This is a genomic window from Rhodococcus sp. OAS809, from assembly GCF_040546695.1.
Lineage (GTDB): Bacteria > Actinomycetota > Actinomycetes > Mycobacteriales > Mycobacteriaceae > Rhodococcus_F > Rhodococcus_F qingshengii.
The window spans coordinates 5094170-5113009 of the sequence record NZ_JBEPOI010000002.1 but is presented as its reverse complement, the minus strand read 5'-3'; the positions used below and the strand labels follow the sequence as shown (position 1 = coordinate 5113009).

Annotated in this window: 17 protein-coding genes; 5 read left to right on the top strand and 12 right to left on the bottom strand. The window is 61.5% G+C overall.

The features are described from left to right. Position 1 precedes the first annotated feature (1 nt). The 5 genes from ABIE52_RS26910 to hsaA form a co-directional block, all read right to left on the bottom strand. On the bottom strand, positions 2-883 hold the full coding sequence (locus tag ABIE52_RS26910) for an SMP-30/gluconolactonase/LRE family protein (protein ID WP_007732692.1): 882 nt from the start codon (positions 881-883) through the stop codon (positions 2-4). Between the two features lie 81 nt (positions 884-964). Next, positions 965-1426 carry an SRPBCC family protein gene (locus ABIE52_RS26905; protein ID WP_007732694.1) on the bottom strand — a complete coding sequence of 154 codons (462 nt, stop codon included), beginning with the start codon at positions 1424-1426 and terminating at the stop codon, positions 965-967. Continuing rightward, positions 1419-1778, bottom strand: a complete 360-nt coding sequence (locus ABIE52_RS26900) for an ArsR/SmtB family transcription factor (protein ID WP_007732695.1) — start codon at positions 1776-1778, stop codon at positions 1419-1421. The genes ABIE52_RS26905 and ABIE52_RS26900 overlap by 8 nt, the downstream gene beginning before the upstream one ends. A gap of 65 nt (positions 1779-1843) precedes the next feature. Further along, complete coding sequence (locus ABIE52_RS26895; protein ID WP_007732696.1) at positions 1844-3136, bottom strand: type I glutamate--ammonia ligase; 1293 nt, start codon at positions 3134-3136, stop codon at positions 1844-1846. Positions 3137-3174: 38 nt separating this feature from the next. Beyond that, entirely contained in the window at positions 3175-4341 is a 1167-nt protein-coding gene (gene hsaA, locus ABIE52_RS26890) for a 3-hydroxy-9,10-secoandrosta-1,3,5(10)-triene-9,17-dione monooxygenase oxygenase subunit (protein WP_003940567.1), read from the bottom strand. A 237-nt stretch (positions 4342-4578) separates the two neighbouring features. Between hsaA and ABIE52_RS26885 the strand changes: the two genes are divergently transcribed. The 4 genes from ABIE52_RS26885 to ABIE52_RS26870 are packed head-to-tail and all read left to right on the top strand — an operon-like array spanning position 4579 to position 7345. Further along, entirely contained in the window at positions 4579-5742 is a 1164-nt protein-coding gene (locus ABIE52_RS26885) for a 3-ketosteroid-9-alpha-monooxygenase, oxygenase component (protein WP_003940257.1), read from the top strand. Beyond that, positions 5720-6016 carry a hypothetical protein gene (locus ABIE52_RS26880; RefSeq protein ID WP_192712211.1) on the top strand — a complete coding sequence of 99 codons (297 nt, stop codon included), beginning with the start codon at positions 5720-5722 and terminating at the stop codon, positions 6014-6016. Before ABIE52_RS26885 ends, ABIE52_RS26880 begins: the two co-directional genes overlap by 23 nt. A 30-nt stretch (positions 6017-6046) precedes the next feature. After that, positions 6047-6835: an SDR family NAD(P)-dependent oxidoreductase gene (locus ABIE52_RS26875; protein ID WP_192712210.1), complete on the top strand. Its 789-nt coding sequence runs from the start codon at positions 6047-6049 to the stop codon at positions 6833-6835. Between the two features lie 51 nt (positions 6836-6886). Further along, complete coding sequence (locus ABIE52_RS26870) at positions 6887-7345, top strand: nuclear transport factor 2 family protein (RefSeq protein WP_003940631.1); 459 nt, start codon at positions 6887-6889, stop codon at positions 7343-7345. Position 7346: 1 nt separating this feature from the next. Here ABIE52_RS26870 and ABIE52_RS26865 read toward each other — a convergent pair whose 3' ends face one another. Further along, positions 7347-8141, bottom strand: coding sequence for an SDR family NAD(P)-dependent oxidoreductase (locus ABIE52_RS26865; RefSeq protein ID WP_192712209.1), 795 nt, complete (start codon positions 8139-8141; stop codon positions 7347-7349). A 214-nt stretch (positions 8142-8355) separates the two neighbouring features. Here ABIE52_RS26865 and ABIE52_RS26860 point away from each other — a divergent pair, with 214 nt between their 5' ends. Further along, positions 8356-8934 carry a GNAT family N-acetyltransferase gene (locus ABIE52_RS26860; protein ID WP_030536976.1) on the top strand — a complete coding sequence of 193 codons (579 nt, stop codon included), beginning with the start codon at positions 8356-8358 and terminating at the stop codon, positions 8932-8934. On the opposite strand, the gene ABIE52_RS26855 is transcribed toward ABIE52_RS26860, so the two are convergent. From ABIE52_RS26855 to ABIE52_RS26830, 6 genes are all read right to left on the bottom strand, one after another. After that, positions 8925-9431, bottom strand: coding sequence for a ClbS/DfsB family four-helix bundle protein (locus ABIE52_RS26855; protein WP_050656853.1), 507 nt, complete (start codon positions 9429-9431; stop codon positions 8925-8927). The genes ABIE52_RS26860 and ABIE52_RS26855 overlap by 10 nt on opposite strands. An 87-nt stretch (positions 9432-9518) precedes the next feature. Beyond that, entirely contained in the window at positions 9519-10454 is a 936-nt protein-coding gene (locus ABIE52_RS26850; protein ID WP_007732711.1) for an alpha/beta fold hydrolase, read from the bottom strand. A gap of 32 nt (positions 10455-10486) precedes the next feature. Next, on the bottom strand, positions 10487-11566 hold the full coding sequence (locus ABIE52_RS26845; RefSeq protein WP_192712208.1) for a dipeptidase: 1080 nt from the start codon (positions 11564-11566) through the stop codon (positions 10487-10489). A gap of 97 nt (positions 11567-11663) precedes the next feature. Beyond that, positions 11664-13058, bottom strand: a complete 1395-nt coding sequence (locus ABIE52_RS26840) for a serine hydrolase domain-containing protein (RefSeq protein WP_003940270.1) — start codon at positions 13056-13058, stop codon at positions 11664-11666. Positions 13059-13275: 217 nt separating this feature from the next. Further along, positions 13276-14031 carry a histidine utilization transcriptional repressor HutC gene (hutC, locus tag ABIE52_RS26835; protein ID WP_024487384.1) on the bottom strand — a complete coding sequence of 252 codons (756 nt, stop codon included), beginning with the start codon at positions 14029-14031 and terminating at the stop codon, positions 13276-13278. 109 nt (positions 14032-14140) lie between these two features. Then, a complete protein-coding gene (locus ABIE52_RS26830; RefSeq protein WP_354541558.1) occupies positions 14141-18787 on the bottom strand; it encodes an NAD-glutamate dehydrogenase in 4647 nt (1548 codons plus the stop codon). Between the last annotated feature and the right edge of the window lie 53 nt (positions 18788-18840).

Here is an 18840-nt window from a genome sequence, read left to right as displayed (position 1 = left end):
ATCAGATCAAAGGCTCCAGGCGAATCGACAGCAGCTTTCCTTCGGTAGCCACCTTGCGAGCGTGTTCATTGAAATCCGGGGCGGCACAAACGAACAGGGTACGACCGTCGGAACCGCCGAGTCCGCAAGCGAAGACACCGCTGTCGAAGGCAATTTCGTCGACTATCTCCCCGCTGGCGCCCACATGAAGAACACGGCTTCCGAGGGCATCGGCCACCCACATCGAATCGTCTCCGTCGATACAACACCCGTCCGCCGCAACGACGATCTGAGCGAGGGTGGTCTCCATCTCGGGTCCACCAGGCACCGGCCCGAACGACGCCCAGTCGCGGCGTTCACCCAGAGAGCCGTCGGCCTGGACGGCAAACGCACTGATTCGATTTCCCAGCGTTTCGTCCACGAGCAGATCTCCGGTCGACGTCAGAGCCATTCCGTTGGGGAAGTGGAGATCTCGCGCGACGACGTGCACCGATCCGTCCGGGTCGACGCGGAGGAGATCTGCCGTCTCGACGGGGGCCAGGTTCATCAGATCGAACCCGAAGTTGCCCACGTACGCTCGTCCCTGTGCGTCGACCAGCATGTCGTTGACGTTGGCACTGACGTACCCGGACAAGTCTGCGTGCACCACCAACTCGCCATCGGATTCTCGCCGCAGAATCTTCTGGTCCCGCATGGAGACGACCAGTAATCTGCCGTCCGGAAGCCACCCCAGCCCGGACGGCTGCCCTGGAACCTCCGCCTCGACGCGTATGTCTGTCCCGTCCTCGCAGGCCGAAATCACCTGGTAGGTGTAGAAGTCCGATACCCAGATCCGGTTCTCGTGCCAGCGCGGGCATTCGAAGTAGGTGTATCCCTCGAGAACTACCGCAACTTCTGGTGCCATCAGGCTCTCCTGCGTCGGTGACGAATGGACTATCAGCCCCATTCAATCACCGGCACCGCTGTCGCGGTGTCCGATTCCCGACTAGTCGCCGGCGCGAACTTCGTCCAACACGTCGAAAGCGGATTCCCATCCGTCGTACGCATTCCCGTCACCCTTGAATCCCGGAATTCCTACCAGGTGGAAGGTCATTTCGGTCTTGTCACCCCGTTCTGCGAGCGTGACCGTTATCCGAGGTGCGGCATCCACTGGATCACTCGGATTTCCCCAGGTGAAGACCAGCCTCTTCGGCTCGTCGACCTCGAGATAGGTTCCGCCGGTGGGGTACTCGGCTCCGTTCTCGTCGTTGATCATCAGGTAGCGGTACGTTCCGCCAACCCGGGGGTCGATCGTGACGTACTCCCGAGGACTGCTGACACCCTTCGGATGCCACCAGCGCGCCGCCTCGTCGGGGTCGGTCCACGCCTGCCAGACAAGGTCGCGCGGCGCATCGAAGATCCGGGTGATGGTGAATTCTGCAGTGGCATCGACGTTCTGGTCACTCATTGTCCTTCTCCTTCTTCGGTCGAGGTTGCTTCAGCTCACGTAGACGCTCGTCGAGGAGGTCGAAGCGTTCGTTCCAGCCTCGCCGGTGTTCGTCGACCCAGGCGCTGGCGTCGTCGAGACCCTCTGCGCGAAGGGTGCACGTGCGCCATTGCGCGGTGGCGGTTCGTTCGATGAGACCGGCTCGCTCGAGCACCTTCAGATGCTGAGAGATGGCGGGTCGACTCATTTCGAACGGCTCGGCCAACTCACCGACGGTCATCGAACCATCAGTGAGGCGAGAGAGCATTTCACGCCTCGTCGGGTCGGCCAATGCGCTGAACACTGCATCGAGTCGGCCACTTCGCTCGTCCATGTAAGCAACTCCTTAATTAAGGAATAGCTTAAACATAGGACTCGACATCTTGCGCGTCAACCCTTTCAGCTCCAGGTATATCGAAGCCGCTCGACGGTTGTCGCCTCGTCCATCTGGGAGAAAGTCTCGCGCTCAACTCCCTTCACTGACACCATCGCTTCGATGATCGACTCCCCGAAGATTTCCTTCGCCACCGAGGAGGAGTTGAACTTCTGCACTATCTCGCGCAGATCGGTGGGGACTCGGGTCACCCCGCGCTCATCACGTTCCGCCTCCGTGAGAGTCGACGGGTTCACCACAATTTCCGGCGGCAATGGCGAGGCATTGCCGATACCGATATGCGAAAGGCCAAGTATCGCAGCGGTCGCCAGATACGGGTTGGCCGATGGATCGACGATTTTCACTTCGGCGTTGGCGCCGTGTGGATTCGACGGTGACTCTGCGCAGAACCTCAGTGCCGCTTCCCGGTTCTCGAGCCCCCAACAGACGTAGGCCCCCGACCAATTGTCCGGTCGCAGCCTGACCCCGGAGAGCGGTGAGGACGCAAAGATGGCCGTGAATTCCGCGAGGTGAGAGAGGATTCCACCCAAAGCTGACGATCCTTTGTCGGTCATCCCGTACTCCTGCCCGCCACCGGAGAAGACGGGCCGCCCACCTGAGTTCAACGAAAAGTGCTGGTGTGCACCGTTCCCTGCACCTCCGACCGTAGGTATCGGTGAAAACGAGGCCGCCAATCCGTGGGCTCTGGCAGTGCGGCTGATCAAGATCCGGGCCAGTATCACCAGGTCGGCAGCCTGAACAGGAGTTGCCGGAGCGATGGAGATCTCGAATTGATCCGGTCCGTACTCTGCATGCACTTGCTCGATATGAAGTTGTGCGCGTTCGGCATTGCGCAGAAGGTCCTTGAGGAAGTCCTCGCGGAGCAGGACTGCACCTAACCCGTACGCCGACCACGCTCCGTTGCACGCATCACCGAAAAGAGTGAACTCGATCTCGTGACCCACCCGAGCTTCCAGTCCGTCGGCGGCAAGCCGCGCCACGACGGCAGTGAGTGCGGACCGAGTACACACGGCAGCCGTCGCACCGTCTTGCTCGTGCAACGTCGCCGGCGCCCACGACACGCCCCCGCCGAGATCACGGAGGTCGGAGCGGTCGATACGCAACCGGAGATCACCCACGACGGAAAAGGAATCGGTGAAGGCAATCCGATCGTCGCTACAGAAGACGTTCCAGCTCGGTGAGACTCCCGCACCGGCTTTCTCGAAGACACCGGTTCGGCCGGCCGGCATCACCTTCGCGCGCGCGACACCCGCCATGTCGACGATCGAGCCGATGGTCAGAGCCGGTACTTCCCTCATCCAAAGGCAAATACCCCACCCGGTGACGCGCCAACCCGTCAGATCAGGTTGTCCTCCACCGGCAGTCCGAACGCCGCCCGGCCGTAGAGCGCCAACGCGCGCTCGGGTTCGTTGGCAACGTGAACGCTGCCCGCATGAACGTCACGCCACGCACGCTCGATCGGGTTTCCGCGAGAGAGGGAGTTCCCTCCTGCCGTCTTGAAAAGCATGTCGATCGCTTCCACCGAGCGTTCCGTCGCACGAACCTGATCACGACGCGCACGCAGCCTCATCGAGAGTGGGAGCTCCTGACCGGCCACAGCAAGTTCGTACATCTCCCGGATATTGCGATCCATCTGCAGAATCGCAGCATCGATCTCCGACGACGCACGTGCGACGGCGACCTGAGCGAACTGATCCTCGCTGAACCGTCCACCACCCAAACTCAGACGGACGCGCTCACGCATCACGTCCAGGTACCCCTCGTAACAACCGGCGACGATGCCCACACACGGAGCGGCAACCGTCGAGGTGAAGATGCTCCCGAACGGAAGTTTGTACAGCGGGCCAGGATTGACCGCTTGGCCAGGCCCACGCAGTTGTGCGGTCTCGTAGTTGCGCTTCAATCGGTGCTCGGGAACGAAGGCCTTCTCGACCACGATCTCGTTGCTCGCGGTGCCCCGCATACCCACGACATCCCACACGTCACGGATTTCGTAATCGGTGCGCGGCACCAACACCGTCATGAAATCGACGGGACGACCATCCATGCCGACCACCATCGCTCCCAGCAACGCCCAACTCGCGTGGTCGCAACCGGAGGAGAAACCCCACTGGCCCGATAGCTCGTAGCCTCCGTCCACCGCCGTCAGTCGACCGACCGGCGCATAGGCGGACGAAATGAGCGTCGTCTGATCCTCTCCCCACACGTCGGCCTGCGCTCGGTCGTCGAAAAGTGCAAGATGCCACGGGTGCACCCCCACCACCGACGCGACCCAACCGGTCGAGCCGCAGGCAGCCGAGATGGCCCTGACCACTTCGTAGAACTGAACCGGGTCGCTCTCGGCACCTCCGTATCTTTTCGGCGCCAGCATGGAGAAGACGCCGGCTTCGGACAGCTCCCGGATGGTCCGTTCGGAGATCTTGCGCGAATCGTCGACCTTCTGAGCGCGGGCCGCGATCTTCGGAAGCAGATCACGGACTGAACTCAGAACCTTGTTGACCATGGGAGACACTCCTCGCACCGAACCGTGAGGGAGCGGATCGGCAGATAGACATAACGGCTGCCCCGTCACGATATGTCGGTCACGCGTTCCGGTGATCGGAAGTCCCGGAGGCCGGGATCAGCCGCCGGATCCTCGCGCTCGCCGCTGGTCCCGGCCAGTGAGACGAGACCCCAGAGGCAATTCACGCTCCCCTAGCGTCGGGCGTCGACACTGCCCCTGGAAAGGACGGGACTCATCGTGACGATCACTCAGTCCGACAACGACGAGGTTCGCGAGATCCAAGCTGGAACCGCGCCTACACGCTTTGCGCGTGGATGGCACTGCATTGGACTCACGGAGTCCTTCAAGGACGGCCAGCCGCACTCCATCGAGGCGTTCGGCACCAAACTGGTCGTCTTCGCCGACAGTGAAGGCAACGTCAAGATCCTCGACGCGTACTGCCGTCACATGGGTGGCGACTTGAGCCAGGGCACCATCAAGGGCGACGCCATTGCCTGTCCGTTCCACGATTGGCGCTGGGGCGGCAACGGCAAGTGCCAGAAGATTCCGTACGCACGCCGCGTCCCCCCGCTGGCCAAGACGCGCGCCTGGCAAACCCTCGACCAGGACGGCATGCTCTTCGTCTGGCACGACCCCGAGGGCAACCCGCCGACCGACGACGTGGCTATCCCCCGCATCGAAGGCGCGCTCAGCGACGAGTGGAGCGACTGGGTCTGGTACACCACGACCGTCGACACCAACTGCCGCGAAATCGTCGACAACATCGTCGACATGGCGCACTTCTTCTACGTGCACTACTCCTTCCCGACGTACTTCAAGAACGTCTTCGAAGGCCACGCCGCAACGCAGTACATGCGCGGCGTCGCTCGCTCGGACATGCGTCCCCACGCAGCAGGCACCCCGAAGATGGTCGGCAGCAACTCGGTTGCCACGTACTTCGGCCCCTCCTTCATGGTCGACGACCTGACCTACGAGTACGAGGACTACAACGTCGACTCTGTGCTCATCAACTGCCACTACCCGGTCAGCGCTGACAAGTTCGTGCTCCAGTACGGCATCATCGTCAAGAAGTCGGATCGCTTCCAGGGTGAAGCCGCCGACGCGATGGCCGCGAACTTCGGCACGTTCATCGCCAAGGGCTTCGAGCAGGACGTCGAGATCTGGAAGAACAAGACTCGCATCGAGAACCCGCTCCTGTGCGAAGAAGACGGCCCGGTCTACCAGCTCCGTCGCTGGTACGAACAGTTCTACGTCGATGTCGCGGACATCGCTCCCGAGATGACCGAGCGCTTCGAATTCGAACTCGACACCGCGCGACCCGTCGCAGCCTGGCAGAAGGAAGTCGAAGACAACCTCGCTGCAAAGAAGGCAGACGAAGATGCAGCCTCTTCAGTGCGCTGAGTGCAAGGCTCAGGTCCTGGTCCAGAAGAACAGTTGGGAACACACCACCGTTCAGTGGAGTGACCAGGCCCGCGCCCAGTGCCTCGAAATCGCCGACGACCGTGAATTCGGGCAACGCGAAGGACGACCCGGTGCTCCCCGCAAGGAGTGCGGCGCCTTGATCGCGTCCATCGTGAACGCTGCAACGGCCGGCAAGCTCGAGATTCTCAACGACGAGCCGGTGCCTCAGCCGATCGTCGACGACAGCGAACCCGTACCGACTCCGTTTCACTAGCCGAGCCAACATCTTTCGAAGAAGGTAGTAATGATCGATCCCCAGTACTACGGCCCGTGGGCAGTCATCGCCGGCGGTTCCGAAGGTGTCGGCGCAGGGTTCGCCGACGAGCTCAGCAAGATCGGCATCAACCTCGTTCTCATCGCCCGCAAGCCGGGGCCGCTCGAGGAGACCGCGGCCAAGGCACGCGCCAACGGCGTCGAAGTACGCACTCTCGCATTGGATCTGCTCGTTCCGGACGCGCTCGATCAGATCAAGGCGGTCACCGACGAGGTCGAGGTCGGCCTGCTCATTTTCAACGCCGGCGCCAACAGCTACGGCCACGAGTTCGTGACCGGTGATCTGACGGGATTTGCCGGAGTCATCGAGCTGAACATCAACAAGCAGCTCGAACTCTCGCACCACTTCGGCGGATTGATGAAGGATCGCGGACGCGGCGGCATCATGCTGCTCGGTTCGCTGGCCGGATTCATGGGCTCCGAGCACCAGAGCATCTACGCGGCGTCCAAGGCATTCGGGCGCATCTTCGCCGAAAGCCTGTGGCTCGAACTCCAGCCGTACGGCGTTCACGTCGTCGAGTTCATTCTCGGTGTCACTCGCACACCCGCTATGATTCGCGCGGGACTGAACTTCGACATCCCGGGCATGAACGTCGCAGAGCCCGATGATGTTGCACGTGAAGGTCTCGAACACCTTGCCGACGGCCCGATCTGGGTGGCTGCAGGAAACTACGAAGGCGCCAAGAAGCGCAGTGGCTTCCCCCGAGACAAGATGGTCAAGGGTGCTGCCGAAGCGATGCGCAAGCTGCTCAACCGCTGACATCTGCTGTGCGCCTTTATTAACCCCCCGACGTTAAGAAAGGCGCACAGCATGAGCATCGACATCACCACTCTTCTCGACGAACGCGAGATCACCCGCTCCATCTTCGAGTTCGCCCGAGCTATGGATGCGCGAGAGTGGGATGAACTCCACCGGATCATGACGCCGGACGCTACGGCAGAATTGGGCACCGGAACTCTGCGCGGACCCGCCGAGGTAGTGGCGTCCATCCGCTCGTTCCTCGACGAGTGCGGTCCCACCCAACATCTGATCGGTAACGTGCTGGTCGAGGTGGTCGGCGATCTCGCCACCAGCCGCTCCTATGTCAGCGACATGCATGTGGGCACCGGGAGCAAGGCTCACCTGAACTTCTTCACCCTCGGCGACTACCACGACTCATGGGCGCGGATCGACGGAAAGTGGCGAATGACGCACCGCACCAAGCATTCACACGCCAGTCAGGGATCCATCGAGGTTCTGGGCGCCGGCCCCAGCGGTTGGCGGAGCTGATTCAGCTCAACATCGACGAACGGCCGGTCGCGAGCGGACTCTTGCTGGTGAGTCCGCCGTCGACCACCAGGGTCTGCCCCGTCATGTAGCGAGATTCGTCCGAAGCCAGGTAGACCATGGCATGCGCGATGTCTTCGGGTTCGCCGAGGTAAGGCAGGGCGTTTGCCTGCTTCATGCCGTCGATGACATCAGCGGGGATGTTGTCCACGAGAGCGGGTGTCATGATCGCGCCCGGCGCTACGGCATTGCACCGAACACCGTTTGCTCCGTACTGGACTGCGATGTACTGCGTCAGACGAATGACTGCCGCTTTGGCGGATCCGTAGGCAGACTGCAGGGAATCCCCGATCAATCCACCTACCGAGGCCGTGTTGACGATCGATCCTCCACCGGCACTGTTCATGTGCGGAATGGCAAGTCGTGAAGCGACGACAGTGCTGCGGACGTTGAGCGACATCACGCGATCCCACTCGTCCAAGTCCATCCGGAGCAGGTCGAGATCCTTGCGCGGGTTACTACCGCCCACGTGATTACACAGGACGTTGATGCCGCCGAATTCGGCGACCGCCTTTTCGATCATCGCTGCCAGAGAGTCCTCGTTCATGACATCGACGCCGAAACCCAGTGCATTGCCACCGGTCTCGCGAATCGCCACCGCCGCTTCCTCTGCACGCGCAGGATCGAGGTCGGCGACCAACACCTTGGCGCCCTCTGCCGCCATGAGTTGTGCTGCTGCACGCCCGATTCCACTGGCGGCGCCTGTGATCACTACACTCTTGCTTTCGAGCCTGTTCATATCTGTTCCTTTCGCGGAGAATCGCCGTACCCGGATCTCACGTGCCCGGAGTTGACAGCTCGGCGATTGCCCGATCACTACCAGTCAACGCAGGATCGACAGCCTCGTCCAACTTTCTTGAATGAACTCACAAGTACGTGACCACGGCCCGCGCACCTGCTACACCGCCGAAATCGAGTGGCGACGGAAGACCTCACTGTGCTGAAGTGGCACTATGCAGAATTCTGTTCGACCGCTGTCCATCGACGACCTCGACCGTGCCGCCGAGGTTCTCGGCGAGGCGTTTGCCGACTACCCCTGGACGAACTGGTGCGTCGCCGAAGACTCCCACGTGGAACGCGTCGCGACTCTGCAACGGATCTACCTCGAACACCTGGCACTACCGTTCGGGCGTTCCTACATAGACGATTCCGGCAACGGCGTCATCGCAGTCCTGCCGCCGGACGCTCCAGAGCCTGATGAAGCGACCGTCGAGAAGATCGTCGAACTGCACGGAGATCGGTTCGAGCGCGTTCTTCAGGCTGACGAACAACTGTCTGCGCTTCCCGTCCCCGACAACGCGTGGTCGTTGGCAACGATCGGTACGACGCCGCGCTCACGCGGAACCGGATTGGGTTCTGCGCTACTGAAACATGCTTTGGCGGAACTGGATCGAACCGAACAGAATTGCTGGCTCGATACGTCGACCGAACGAAATCTACCGCTGTACCAACGGTTCGGTTTCACGATCGTCGGCCAGACCTCGCTCCCCGACGGACCGGACGTATGGCGGATGCATCGACTTCAGGGCTGATTGTTCGACTTCAGCACTCGCCGAATCATTTTCGACAACGACGCGTATTGGGTGATCGTGTTGACGGCGATCCACCTCGAGACCGGCCACGTCCGGGTCCACGAGAAAACCCCGACCGACAGCAGTTGATCGTCGTCAAGGGTCTCGATGTAGTTGCGCAATATCGCAACAGCAGCTCCCAAGCGGTCACGAAGCTCCTGAGCCGGAATGTCGATGCTCGCGTCGACAACCGACTGGTTCAGTGCGGGTGTTTGCGTCCACTTGTAACCCGCCGCCGGCGTCTGCGGAGCCTCGTCTCGCAGCCCGGCACCTATCCACTCTGCGACGGCCTCTGCCCACCAGACACGCACAGCGAGTACGTCGTGCACCGTCCACGCGTCGACGGCAACGGCGTCGAACGCATCGGCCTCGGCGACGCCGTCGAGTAACGCTTCGAGTTTCGAATACGCCGAGTCCAGCTCGCTCACCAGTTCTTCGCGTGACCAGGTCTGCGCCACAATGCCTCCGAACGATCAGTGGAGAAGAAAGAAGCGGGACCATCTCGACTCGATGGCCCCGCCTCCAACTTTAACGTCCTCCCGGATTCAGTTCAGCTCACCCAAGAACCTTCCGAGGTTCTCGGCGATTTCCTTCGACCTGGTGTGGTGCAGGTAGTGGTCTCCGTCCAGCAAGATCACCTCTCCGTGGTCGACGGAGGCTGCCTGCCCCTCGTGCAGCTCTGTCCAGCCCTGAACTTCTGAATTGTTCACGGCGAACAACAGAATCGGAAGATCGGCTGGGAACGTCTTGCCGATTGCTTCAGCGAAGTTACTGGAAAGATGATCCATCTCGTTGAGATAGGTATCGCTGAAGTTGTTCTTCGCAGTCAACTGTCGCATCTCGTCCTTCGCGGCGGGATCGAGGTACTCGTCCGAGGCTTCACCACCGACGACCTTGGACAGCAATTCCGCCAAGCCCAATTGCCTTCCAACTCGGAGTGCGTCGATCGGGAATTTGGTATCCATGTTCGGCTGCCCTGGAACACTGCTGTCGATACCCACGAATGCGGTGACCTCGTCACGGTACTTCGCGGTGTAGTCCAGCGCATAGAGACCAGTGATCGAGTGCCCCATGAGGATGTATTCGTCAATTCCCAGCGACTGTACTGCCGTATGAATCTCTTCGACGATGTTCGCAGTCGTGCGGTCCTTGTCCGTTCCATCACTGTAGCCGTAACCGAAGGGCTCGATCGTGACGACGCGGTAGTCAGGTGCGAGCTCGTTGACAAGCGGTGTGAAGTCGAGAATCGGTGCGGACGTTCCGAACCCGGGTAACAGCACTATGGTCTGATCGCCGTTGCCGCGGATCGAGTAGCTCATGTTCTTTCCGTCGACGGACACGAACTGGTTGCCCGTCTCCCCGGCCGGAACGCTCGCTTTGCTGGAGCCGACATTGAATACGAGCGCTATCGATACCAGCACAACCAGAACTACGGACACCGAAGCAACCAGCTTCAGTGCAACGGTACGAATCTTCTTCATTCTCATCCTCATCTTCTCGGGCGTCGATACGGCTAGGAAAGGCTCGACATCGAGGCCGCACTGGTCTCGTCGAGCACACGCAACACGTTGTTGCCCATCAGCTTTGCCAAGTCCTCCGCGGACCAACCGCGTTCCGCCAGACGGTCTATCAACACCGCGAAACCGGATACGTCCTGCATACCGTCCGGAAAGTCGTCGAACCCATCGTAGTCACTGCCCAAACCGATGTGGTCGATGCCCGCGACGTCTCGGGCATGCTCGACGTGGTCGGCGAGATGGTCCACTGTCATCGCCGGTCGTGGGCCGACTCGCCCGCCTTTGAACCATTCGTTGTACTCGGCAGAAAGGAACATGGGTACAAAGGCGATCATGATGACCCCGCCGTTGTCCGCGAGCAGTCGCATGACGTCGTCGGGAACATTACGGGGGTGACCGCATAGCTGAGAGCACGACGAATGGCTGAAAATCACCGGCGCCGACGACGTCTCGATGGCATCTCTCATCGTTTCCACCGAGACGTGCGACAGGTCGACGAGTACGCCGAGCCGATTCATTTCGCGCACGATCTCGCGACCGAAGTCGGTCAGCCCGCCGTGTACTCGAGTGTCCGTCGCGGAGTCCGCCCACCCGGTGTTGTCGTTGTGCGTCAGCGTCATGTACCGAAGACCAAGGCGCGCCATCATTCTCAGGACACCGAGCGAGCTGCCGATGCTGTGACCGCCCTCCGCGCCCAACAAGGACGCGACCTTGCCCTCGCTCCAGATGCGACGCACGTCGTCACCTGTACGCGCGAATTCGAAAGTATCCGGGTATCGCTCGATCATCCGGTACACGTAGTCGATCTGTTCGAGTGTGTACTGAACCGCCTCTGGCTCCGTCCGGTCACACGGGGTGTAAACCGACCAGAACTGCGCACCGACGCCGCCGCGACCGAGTTTGTCGATGTCGGTTTGGAAGATGGAATCCTTCTCGAGATTCTCCACCGAGTATGCGGCAGTTTCGCGAGCCGTCCAGGCCAGATCGTTGTGACCGTCGATGACCGGCGCAAGGCCGTAAGCATCCAGTGCCGCGGGGTAATTCACGTCCGGAAAAGGAGCGAGAGGTTTCATCATGAGTTTTCCTCGAAAAGTAGTGCGGGCAGGTCGAGGGCCCTCATCGCCTTCGACCTGCCCGAGATTTCATTCAGCGGAGAGAATCATCTCGCCGCGACTAGTCGGAAATCTTCTTGAAAAGCCTTGTCATGTAGAGATATTGCTCGCCATCGATCGTGAGATGAGCCATCTCACCCGAAGCGCTCTCGTTACTGATCAAGAACCGGGAGGCGGACAGAGGTACGACCTTGGTGGGCGGAGCCGGCGGCTCGCCGTCGATCTCGACCTTGGCGAAGTTCTGCACCTGGAATCCGCCGTCCTCGCCGCGCGTGAGTTCGATTCGCACGGTTGTCGATTCATAGGTTCCGAGAATGTGCGACAGGTCTATGTCTTCCGCATTCGGCTCGGACTTCGGCTCCGGCAGAACGAGATCGAGCTCCTGGGCGATCTCCTTCTCGATGTCGTGGGCCAGGGCGCCGCCGCCACGCGAGTTGGTCACCACGGCCATGGCGAGACCGAGCTCGGGGAAGGTGTGAAAACGAGTGATCTGGCCGATTGTCGCACCACCGTGCTGCGCGGACGTCACGCCACCCCAGTCGGACAGGATCCAGCCGAGACCCCAGGCCTGATCGACGCTCGAGACCGCGGTCAGGTCGAATTGCGGAGTGCGCATCAGGCGCGCGGATTCTTCGGACAGAATGCGTTCACCCGTCAATGCGAGTCCGTCACGCATGTGTGCAGCACCGAAGGTCAGGAGCGAGCTGACCGATCCGGTGATGATCCCGGCCGGACCGATACCGCGCGGAAGCAGCCACTGCTTGGTCGGAATCACCTTGTCCGGCGACGTCCGATCCGGGTTGGCCACGTGGCCGACGGCCGTGCGGAACAGCGGCGCGTCCTTGGCCTTGGTGATGATGTGCGTCAATCCGAGTGGCTTCCAGAGATATTCGACCAACGCCTCGTCCCACGTCATCTCACGAAGGACCTCGACGATGCGGCCGGCAACGGCAAAACCCGCGTTGCTGTAACTCAGATGCCCGCCGGGCTCGGTGACGCTGATCGCGGTCGCGAGTTCGTCGACGTACTTCTCGACGCAGTCGTCACCGTCACCGGTGTCGTTGAACAGGTCTCCGTCGATACCGCTTGTGTGCGTGAGCAACTGGCGGATCGTGATTTCCTTCGTGTTGGAAGGATCCGCGATCGTGAACTCCGGAAGCACCTCCACCACCAGGGTGTCCAGCGTCAGCTTGCCCTCGTCGACGAGCTGCATGATCAGCGTCGTCGTCCAGATCTTGCTCGCGGATCCGTACTGGAACAGGGTGTCTGCGTCGACGTCGACGCGCGTGTTCAGGCTCGTCACTCCGGTGGTGATGACACGGATGTCCGCCGCGCCGTCTTCGCCCAGCGCGATCACACCGACCTGCGCGCCCGGTACCGAATGCTTGGCTGCCAGTTCGTCGAGGCGTTCCTGCCACTTCGGGGCGACAAGTAGGTCCTTGGGCAAGTCGGTCACAGGTCGAACTCCTTCGATCATGGAAGCGAGCGGCGTAGACGGCGTTGCTGGGATCCGCTCAGGTCTCACTCGTCGGGAAGTGAGGTTGCGGAAGCAATAACCGTCCACCCATGATCTCAGTGTGCTCGCAGTCACGTCCTGGTCGATTGCACCGAAGTCGGCCCCGAAAATGGTGCAATCGGACGAGCGAGTGTTCAGGATTCGCCATTCGAAACGATCAGCGCTCGAAGGTTCCTTCCAAGCGATTGCGTGAACCCGGATGGATCAAGCGCGCCGCGCTGACCAATCCGTTAGCCGACCAGGTGCGGCGGCGAATCAGCAGGCACGGTTCCCCGCGATCGATGCGTAACAGCTCGCATTCGTCCGGGCTACCCAACACCGCTTCCACGACATGCTCGCCGCGAACCAGAGGCGCAACGTCACTCAAGTAGTTGTTGGGGGTGATCGCGGTGAAGTCCTGGCGCAGATAGTCGGGCGCCTCGTTCGGATTCACGAATCGGTCTTCCACCTGAATCGGAGTTTCGTCCTCGAAGTGCACCATCAGCGAATGGAACACCCGTTTGCCCACCGATTCACGAAGGAACGTCTGCCCGTGGTCGGTTTCTTCCTCACGAACGAAGACGACCTCGGTTCGATGACGGTGGCCGCGGCGCTGAATCTCGTCGGCGATGTTCTTGACTTCGAACAGCGGGGACGCGGTCTTCGTGGCGGCGACAAAAGTACCGACCCCCATCATCCGCACGATCAGACCGTCGCTGGTGAGTTCGCGAAGCGCTCGATTGATCGTCATTCGTGACAACCCCAGCGCACTGACCAGTTGATTCTCCGAAGGCAGCTGATCGCCTTCGGTCCACCGACCCGAGTTGATCTGCGAGACCACGAGGTTCTTGACCCGTTCGTAGGCAGGGGCGGACTCGCCGCCTGCCTCGTTGAACAGCACGGCGAGTTCTGCGTCCACTTCGGCAATCGCCATCGCCACCACCCGTTCGTCGAAAACCACCGAGTCGGTTCTCCCGTTCGGCCTCCGAAGTCTATCCGCCTCGTGCACCTTTCCGATCCATCCGCGAGCGTCCGCGCCGGACCTAACCCACCATGCGCCGCAATTGGCTCGTCGCAACCGAAAGCGCAGCAAGATCGTGTTGCCCGGACGCCTCGATCTCTGCGAGCGCGAGAGTGGACCTCTCGATTCTCGACGCATTCCTTTCTTCCCACCTCGAGAGTTTTTCCGCTGTCGTGTCACCCGCTTCCGCGTCGGCCAAGACGTCGAGGGTCAGGGCCCGCACCGTCGAGTACAACTCGTCCCGCAACGACAACCTCGCCAACGCGTTCCATTTTCCGTCCTTGCTCAATGCCGACACTCGATTGAGCATCGGGACGAGCCCAACATGCTCACCGAGCCGGAAATAGAGTTCGCCGGTCTCCGAGATCGTCCGATCGGCGAGGTCCGCGATCTCCACCACGTCGAGCAGTCCGAACTGATCGAGCAATATCTCCACTCGCCTGACCAGGTTCTCCGGCGCGCCCTTGTCCGTGATGAGGACCGTTCGCGCAGCCAGGTTCCGCTGATCTGCGCCTACCAGCCAGCCATCGAGCTCTGCCGACGCCTCCGCGAGGCGATCACCGAATCTGCTGATCTCGGCCCCGACGGCCAGCGGTTGCGGACGACGTGTCAGCATCCACCGTGACGCCCGGTCGAGCAGTCGCCTGGTGAGCAGGATCAACTCGTCGGATACGGCGGTCGAGATCGAGGCTTCGCTGATGTCGTGCCACAACTTCCACAGTCCGAACACCTCGGAAACCACGGTGAAGGCACGTACCGCGTCTTCCGGATCAGCGCCGACCTCTTCACCGAGCCGATATGCATAGGTGATGCCGCCCCGATCGATGACGTTGTTCGTCAGCACGGTCGCGACGATCTCGCGCCGCAGTGGGTGCCGGTCGAGGGCGTCGCCCCCTGCAACTCGAACGCCCTCCGGAAAGTAGTTCACCAGCGCCTTGCGGTAGATCTGGTTGTCGATCGAGCTTCCCGCCAACAGCGTGGATTTCAGATCGAGCTTGACGTGGGCCATCAGTGTGGCGAGTTCCGGCGACGTCAGCCCCGTTCCCGACTTCTCAGCCGCGGCGAACTGCTTCTTGGTCGGAAACCCTTCGATGACACGGTCGACGATCCCGCGCGATTCGAGGTTGGAAATCACTCTGCCGTGCACACCGATCATCGCCCCCGCATCCGCCCGCGTGGTACCCATCAGTTCGTTCTGCGAACGGTTGTCTGCGAGAACGAGTTCTGCGACCTGGTCGGTCAGCGATTCGAGTAGTGCGTCACGACGTGAGTCCGTGACGACGCCTGAGCTGATCAGGGAGTCGAGAAGGATTTTGATGTTCACCTCGTGGTCGGAACAATCGACTCCGGCCGAATTGTCGAGGGCGTCTGTGTTGATCCGTCCACCGCCGCGTGCGTATTCGATCCGTCCGGCCTGGGTGAGGCCGAGATTGCCTCCTTCACCGATCACTCGGGCACGCACTTCGTTGCCGTTCACCCGAACGGCGTCGTTGCTCTTGTCGCCGACTTCGAGGTCGGACTCACCGGAGGCCTTGACGTACGTTCCGATGCCGCCGTTCCACAACAGATCTGCCGGGGACCGCAAAATCGCCCGAACCAGTTGCGGTGGAGTCAGTTCGGTGACGCCGTCCTCGAGGCCCAGCGCCTCTCGTATCTCGTCACTGATCGGAACGCGCTTCGCCGAGCGTTCCCACACTCCGCCGCCGGCACTGATCAAGGTCGGGTCGTAGTCGGCCCACGAGGATCGGGGGAGCGCAAAGAGACGTGATCGCTCGTCGTACGAGCGCTCAGGCGACGGGTTCGGATCGACGAACACGTGCCGATGATCGAACGCCGCGATCAGGCGAATGTGCTTGCTGCACAACATACCGTTGCCGAAGACGTCGCCACTCATGTCTCCGATCCCCACCGCGGTGAAGTCATCGTGCTGGGTATCGACGCCGAGCTCACGGAAGTGCCGCTTGACACTTTCCCAGGCGCCCTTCGCCGTGATACCCATGGCTTTGTGGTCGTAGCCGACCGACCCGCCGGACGCGAAGGCGTCGCCGAGCCAGAATCCGTACTCCGCGGCAACCTCGTTCGCGATGTCGGAGAACTTCGCAGTTCCCTTGTCCGCGGCGACAACAAGATACGTGTCGTCTCCGTCGTGGCGAACGACCCGCCGCGCCGCGACAACGGCCCCGCTCTGCTTGTCGACGTTGTCGGTCAGATCGAGTAGTCCGCGAATGAAGGATCGGTAGCAATCGATCCCGGCCGCCAACGCAGCTTCTCGGTCTGCGTCTGCGCCCAGCCCTGGAACCGGTGGGCGTTTGACGACAAATCCGCCCTTCGCTCCGACAGGCACGATGACTGCGTTCTTGACTGCCTGCGCCTTCACCAATCCCAGTACCTCGGTGCGAAAGTCCTCTTTCCGATCCGACCAGCGCAAGCCGCCGCGAGCCACCGTACCGAAACGAAGGTGCACACCTGCTACATCGGGTGAGTACACGAATATCTCGAACTTCGGTCGAGGGAAAGGCAATACGGACAGCTTCTCCGAATCGAACTTCAACGAGAGCGCGCCGAGCGATTCAGTGGGATACACGAAATAGTTGGTACGCAACGTGTTACGGACCAGTTCGGACAACGCGCGCAGGATCCGATCGGCGTCGAGTCCTTGCACCTGCGCCACGGCCGTTTCCACGTCCGCTGCTGCACGTGCACCTCGATCTCCGTCGACGACGTCAGGATCGAAACGGCTCTCGAACAATTCGCACAATCTGCCGGCGATCTCGGGATGATCGGCAAGTACCTCGGCGACGCGACCGGTGCTGTAAGGAAATCCCGCTTGCTGCAAGAACTCCGCGTACGCCCGCAGCACCACTACCTGTTTCCAGCCGAGTCCCGCGATCGCGACCAATTCGTTGAACGAGTCCGGCTCGGCGTCACCGTTTCGAACCGCGGCAAACGTCGCCCCGAATCGCGCAGCAAAGTTGTCGAAGCCTTCGACCGGAGCACTCGGGTAGTAGAGCGTGAACTCGTAGATCCTGGACTGTTCGGTTCCCACCGGTGCGATCTCGTACGGACGTTCGTCGACCACTTCGACGCCCAGGCTCTGCAATACGGGCAGCACCTCGCCCAGAGAGAGCGGATCACCCGAGACGTACAGCCCGAGACGGTGAGTACCCGGTCCGTCGACAGATCGGGCCAACCGTGGACTTACTTCTCCGGGCGCGAGGCCCTCGAACACCGCCATGTCCTCGGCGGCTCGGACAGCGTCGAAATCCTGCTTGTATGCCGCCGGAACTCGCTCGGCGAACCGAGCACGCCTGCGCCGCTCGTCGTAGTGCGAAGCATCCAGAACGAATCGTTCGTCCCACGTCAGGCACGCGTCGACGACGAGGTCCCGAATCTCCCGTGCTTGTCGCGCCGACGCGAAGTTCGCGCCGCCGCCGACTGTGGCCGTGAAATGTACGACGGCCAAGGGGGATTCCGAGACTCGACTGGAGAACTCGATATTGTGGGCACCGAGTGCGTCGGCGAGTACCGACTCGGCCGTTGTTCTGATCGTCGTACTGAATTTCTCGCGCGGAACGAAGAGCAAAGCCGACAACTCTTGATCTCGCCCTGTCGCCGGGGAACTTCCCACCGGTTGCAAGAACAGATGGATCGATGTGCGGCCGTCCACGGAAGTGAGTTCGTCCAGCGCGTCCGCGATTCGGGCCGGCTCGGCCGCCAGGAGCACTGTGACCGGAATCGACTGAATCACTGCCAGCATCGATTGTCCGACAAACGAATCGACGGTGGATCCTGAGGCCTCGAAGATGTCTGCGACGCGTCCTCGCACGAGCGGGGTTAGCCTGACGTCGGCGACGATACCGGTCGCGGTGAAGAACCCGACGAATCGGTACGCACGGTCGCCGACGGACACGTCGATCTCGGTGGCGTATTCGGATCCACCGAACCCTTGCCGGAGGTACACCACTGCAATCGCGAGGGGCGCCGCTTTCGAATCCGAAGAGCCGGTTGGATCGGGGAGCACGCCGATGGCGTACGGCTCGTCACTGTCGACAGTTCGCGCACCACCGATGACACTGAAGTTTCCGGCGCTGCACCACCGGAGAAAGTCAGCTTCTTCGGCGTAGCCGTTCGAGTCCAGTTGCTCGCGCGCCTCGTCGACGAGGTCCCGCAGGGGCACGGAATCGCGGAAGGCACGCGCGATACGGTCGAGGATTCCGGCGACGTCGTCCGCGATCACCTGCGCCTGCGCGTCCGAACAGTGTGCGGGTAGTCCTATGTGGATCCATGATTCGGTGCGCTCCCCGGCCCGGGCGTCTTCGGTGCTGTGCGCCGGTTGTACGGCTGTGCGAAGCACGGGGTGCACCACGAATTCAGGTTCCACGCGGGCACGGGCAAGTGTCGCCAAGACCGCTTCGACGAGCTGCGGCATGTCGTCGCCGACGTATTGAATCGCGGGGCCATCCCCTAACTCCCCGGCCGGCGCGAGTCGCGAGATCGACGAGTTGTGTCCTCGTCGACGCGAAAGGTCCATGTGCGCGGCGACAATCGCCAGCTTGCGGTCTTCGGCGAGCGCAGCGTATCGATCCGCCGACAAGCCCTCGAAATACGTACTGGACACCCTCCTCACATTCTCGGAGTCCGGTGTCGTGTCGACTGAAACGAGGCTCATGTCAGCACCTTCCGTCGAAAGCCACGCTGCTTCCGAGTTGTAGTGGGTTCGAT

Coding starts and splice junctions, on each gene's coding strand:
- ABIE52_RS26850 (WP_007732711.1), bottom strand. CDS start 10,454: ATGAAGAAGATTCGTACCGTTGCACTGAAGCTGGTTGCTTCGGTGTCC.
- ABIE52_RS26900 (WP_007732695.1), bottom strand. CDS start 1,778: ATGGACGAGCGAAGTGGCCGACTCGATGCAGTGTTCAGCGCATTGGCC.
- ABIE52_RS26830 (WP_354541558.1), bottom strand. CDS start 18,787: ATGAGCCTCGTTTCAGTCGACACGACACCGGACTCCGAGAATGTGAGG.
- ABIE52_RS26865 (WP_192712209.1), bottom strand. CDS start 8,141: ATGAACAGGCTCGAAAGCAAGAGTGTAGTGATCACAGGCGCCGCCAGT.
- ABIE52_RS26860 (WP_030536976.1), top strand. CDS start 8,356: ATGCAGAATTCTGTTCGACCGCTGTCCATCGACGACCTCGACCGTGCC.
- ABIE52_RS26895 (WP_007732696.1), bottom strand. CDS start 3,136: ATGAGGGAAGTACCGGCTCTGACCATCGGCTCGATCGTCGACATGGCG.
- ABIE52_RS26875 (WP_192712210.1), top strand. CDS start 6,047: ATGATCGATCCCCAGTACTACGGCCCGTGGGCAGTCATCGCCGGCGGT.
- ABIE52_RS26870 (WP_003940631.1), top strand. CDS start 6,887: ATGAGCATCGACATCACCACTCTTCTCGACGAACGCGAGATCACCCGC.
- ABIE52_RS26910 (WP_007732692.1), bottom strand. CDS start 883: ATGGCACCAGAAGTTGCGGTAGTTCTCGAGGGATACACCTACTTCGAA.
- ABIE52_RS26905 (WP_007732694.1), bottom strand. CDS start 1,426: ATGAGTGACCAGAACGTCGATGCCACTGCAGAATTCACCATCACCCGG.
- hsaA (WP_003940567.1), bottom strand. CDS start 4,341: ATGGTCAACAAGGTTCTGAGTTCAGTCCGTGATCTGCTTCCGAAGATC.
- ABIE52_RS26845 (WP_192712208.1), bottom strand. CDS start 11,566: ATGATGAAACCTCTCGCTCCTTTTCCGGACGTGAATTACCCCGCGGCA.
- ABIE52_RS26880 (WP_192712211.1), top strand. CDS start 5,720: ATGCAGCCTCTTCAGTGCGCTGAGTGCAAGGCTCAGGTCCTGGTCCAG.
- hutC (WP_024487384.1), bottom strand. CDS start 14,031: ATGGCGATTGCCGAAGTGGACGCAGAACTCGCCGTGCTGTTCAACGAG.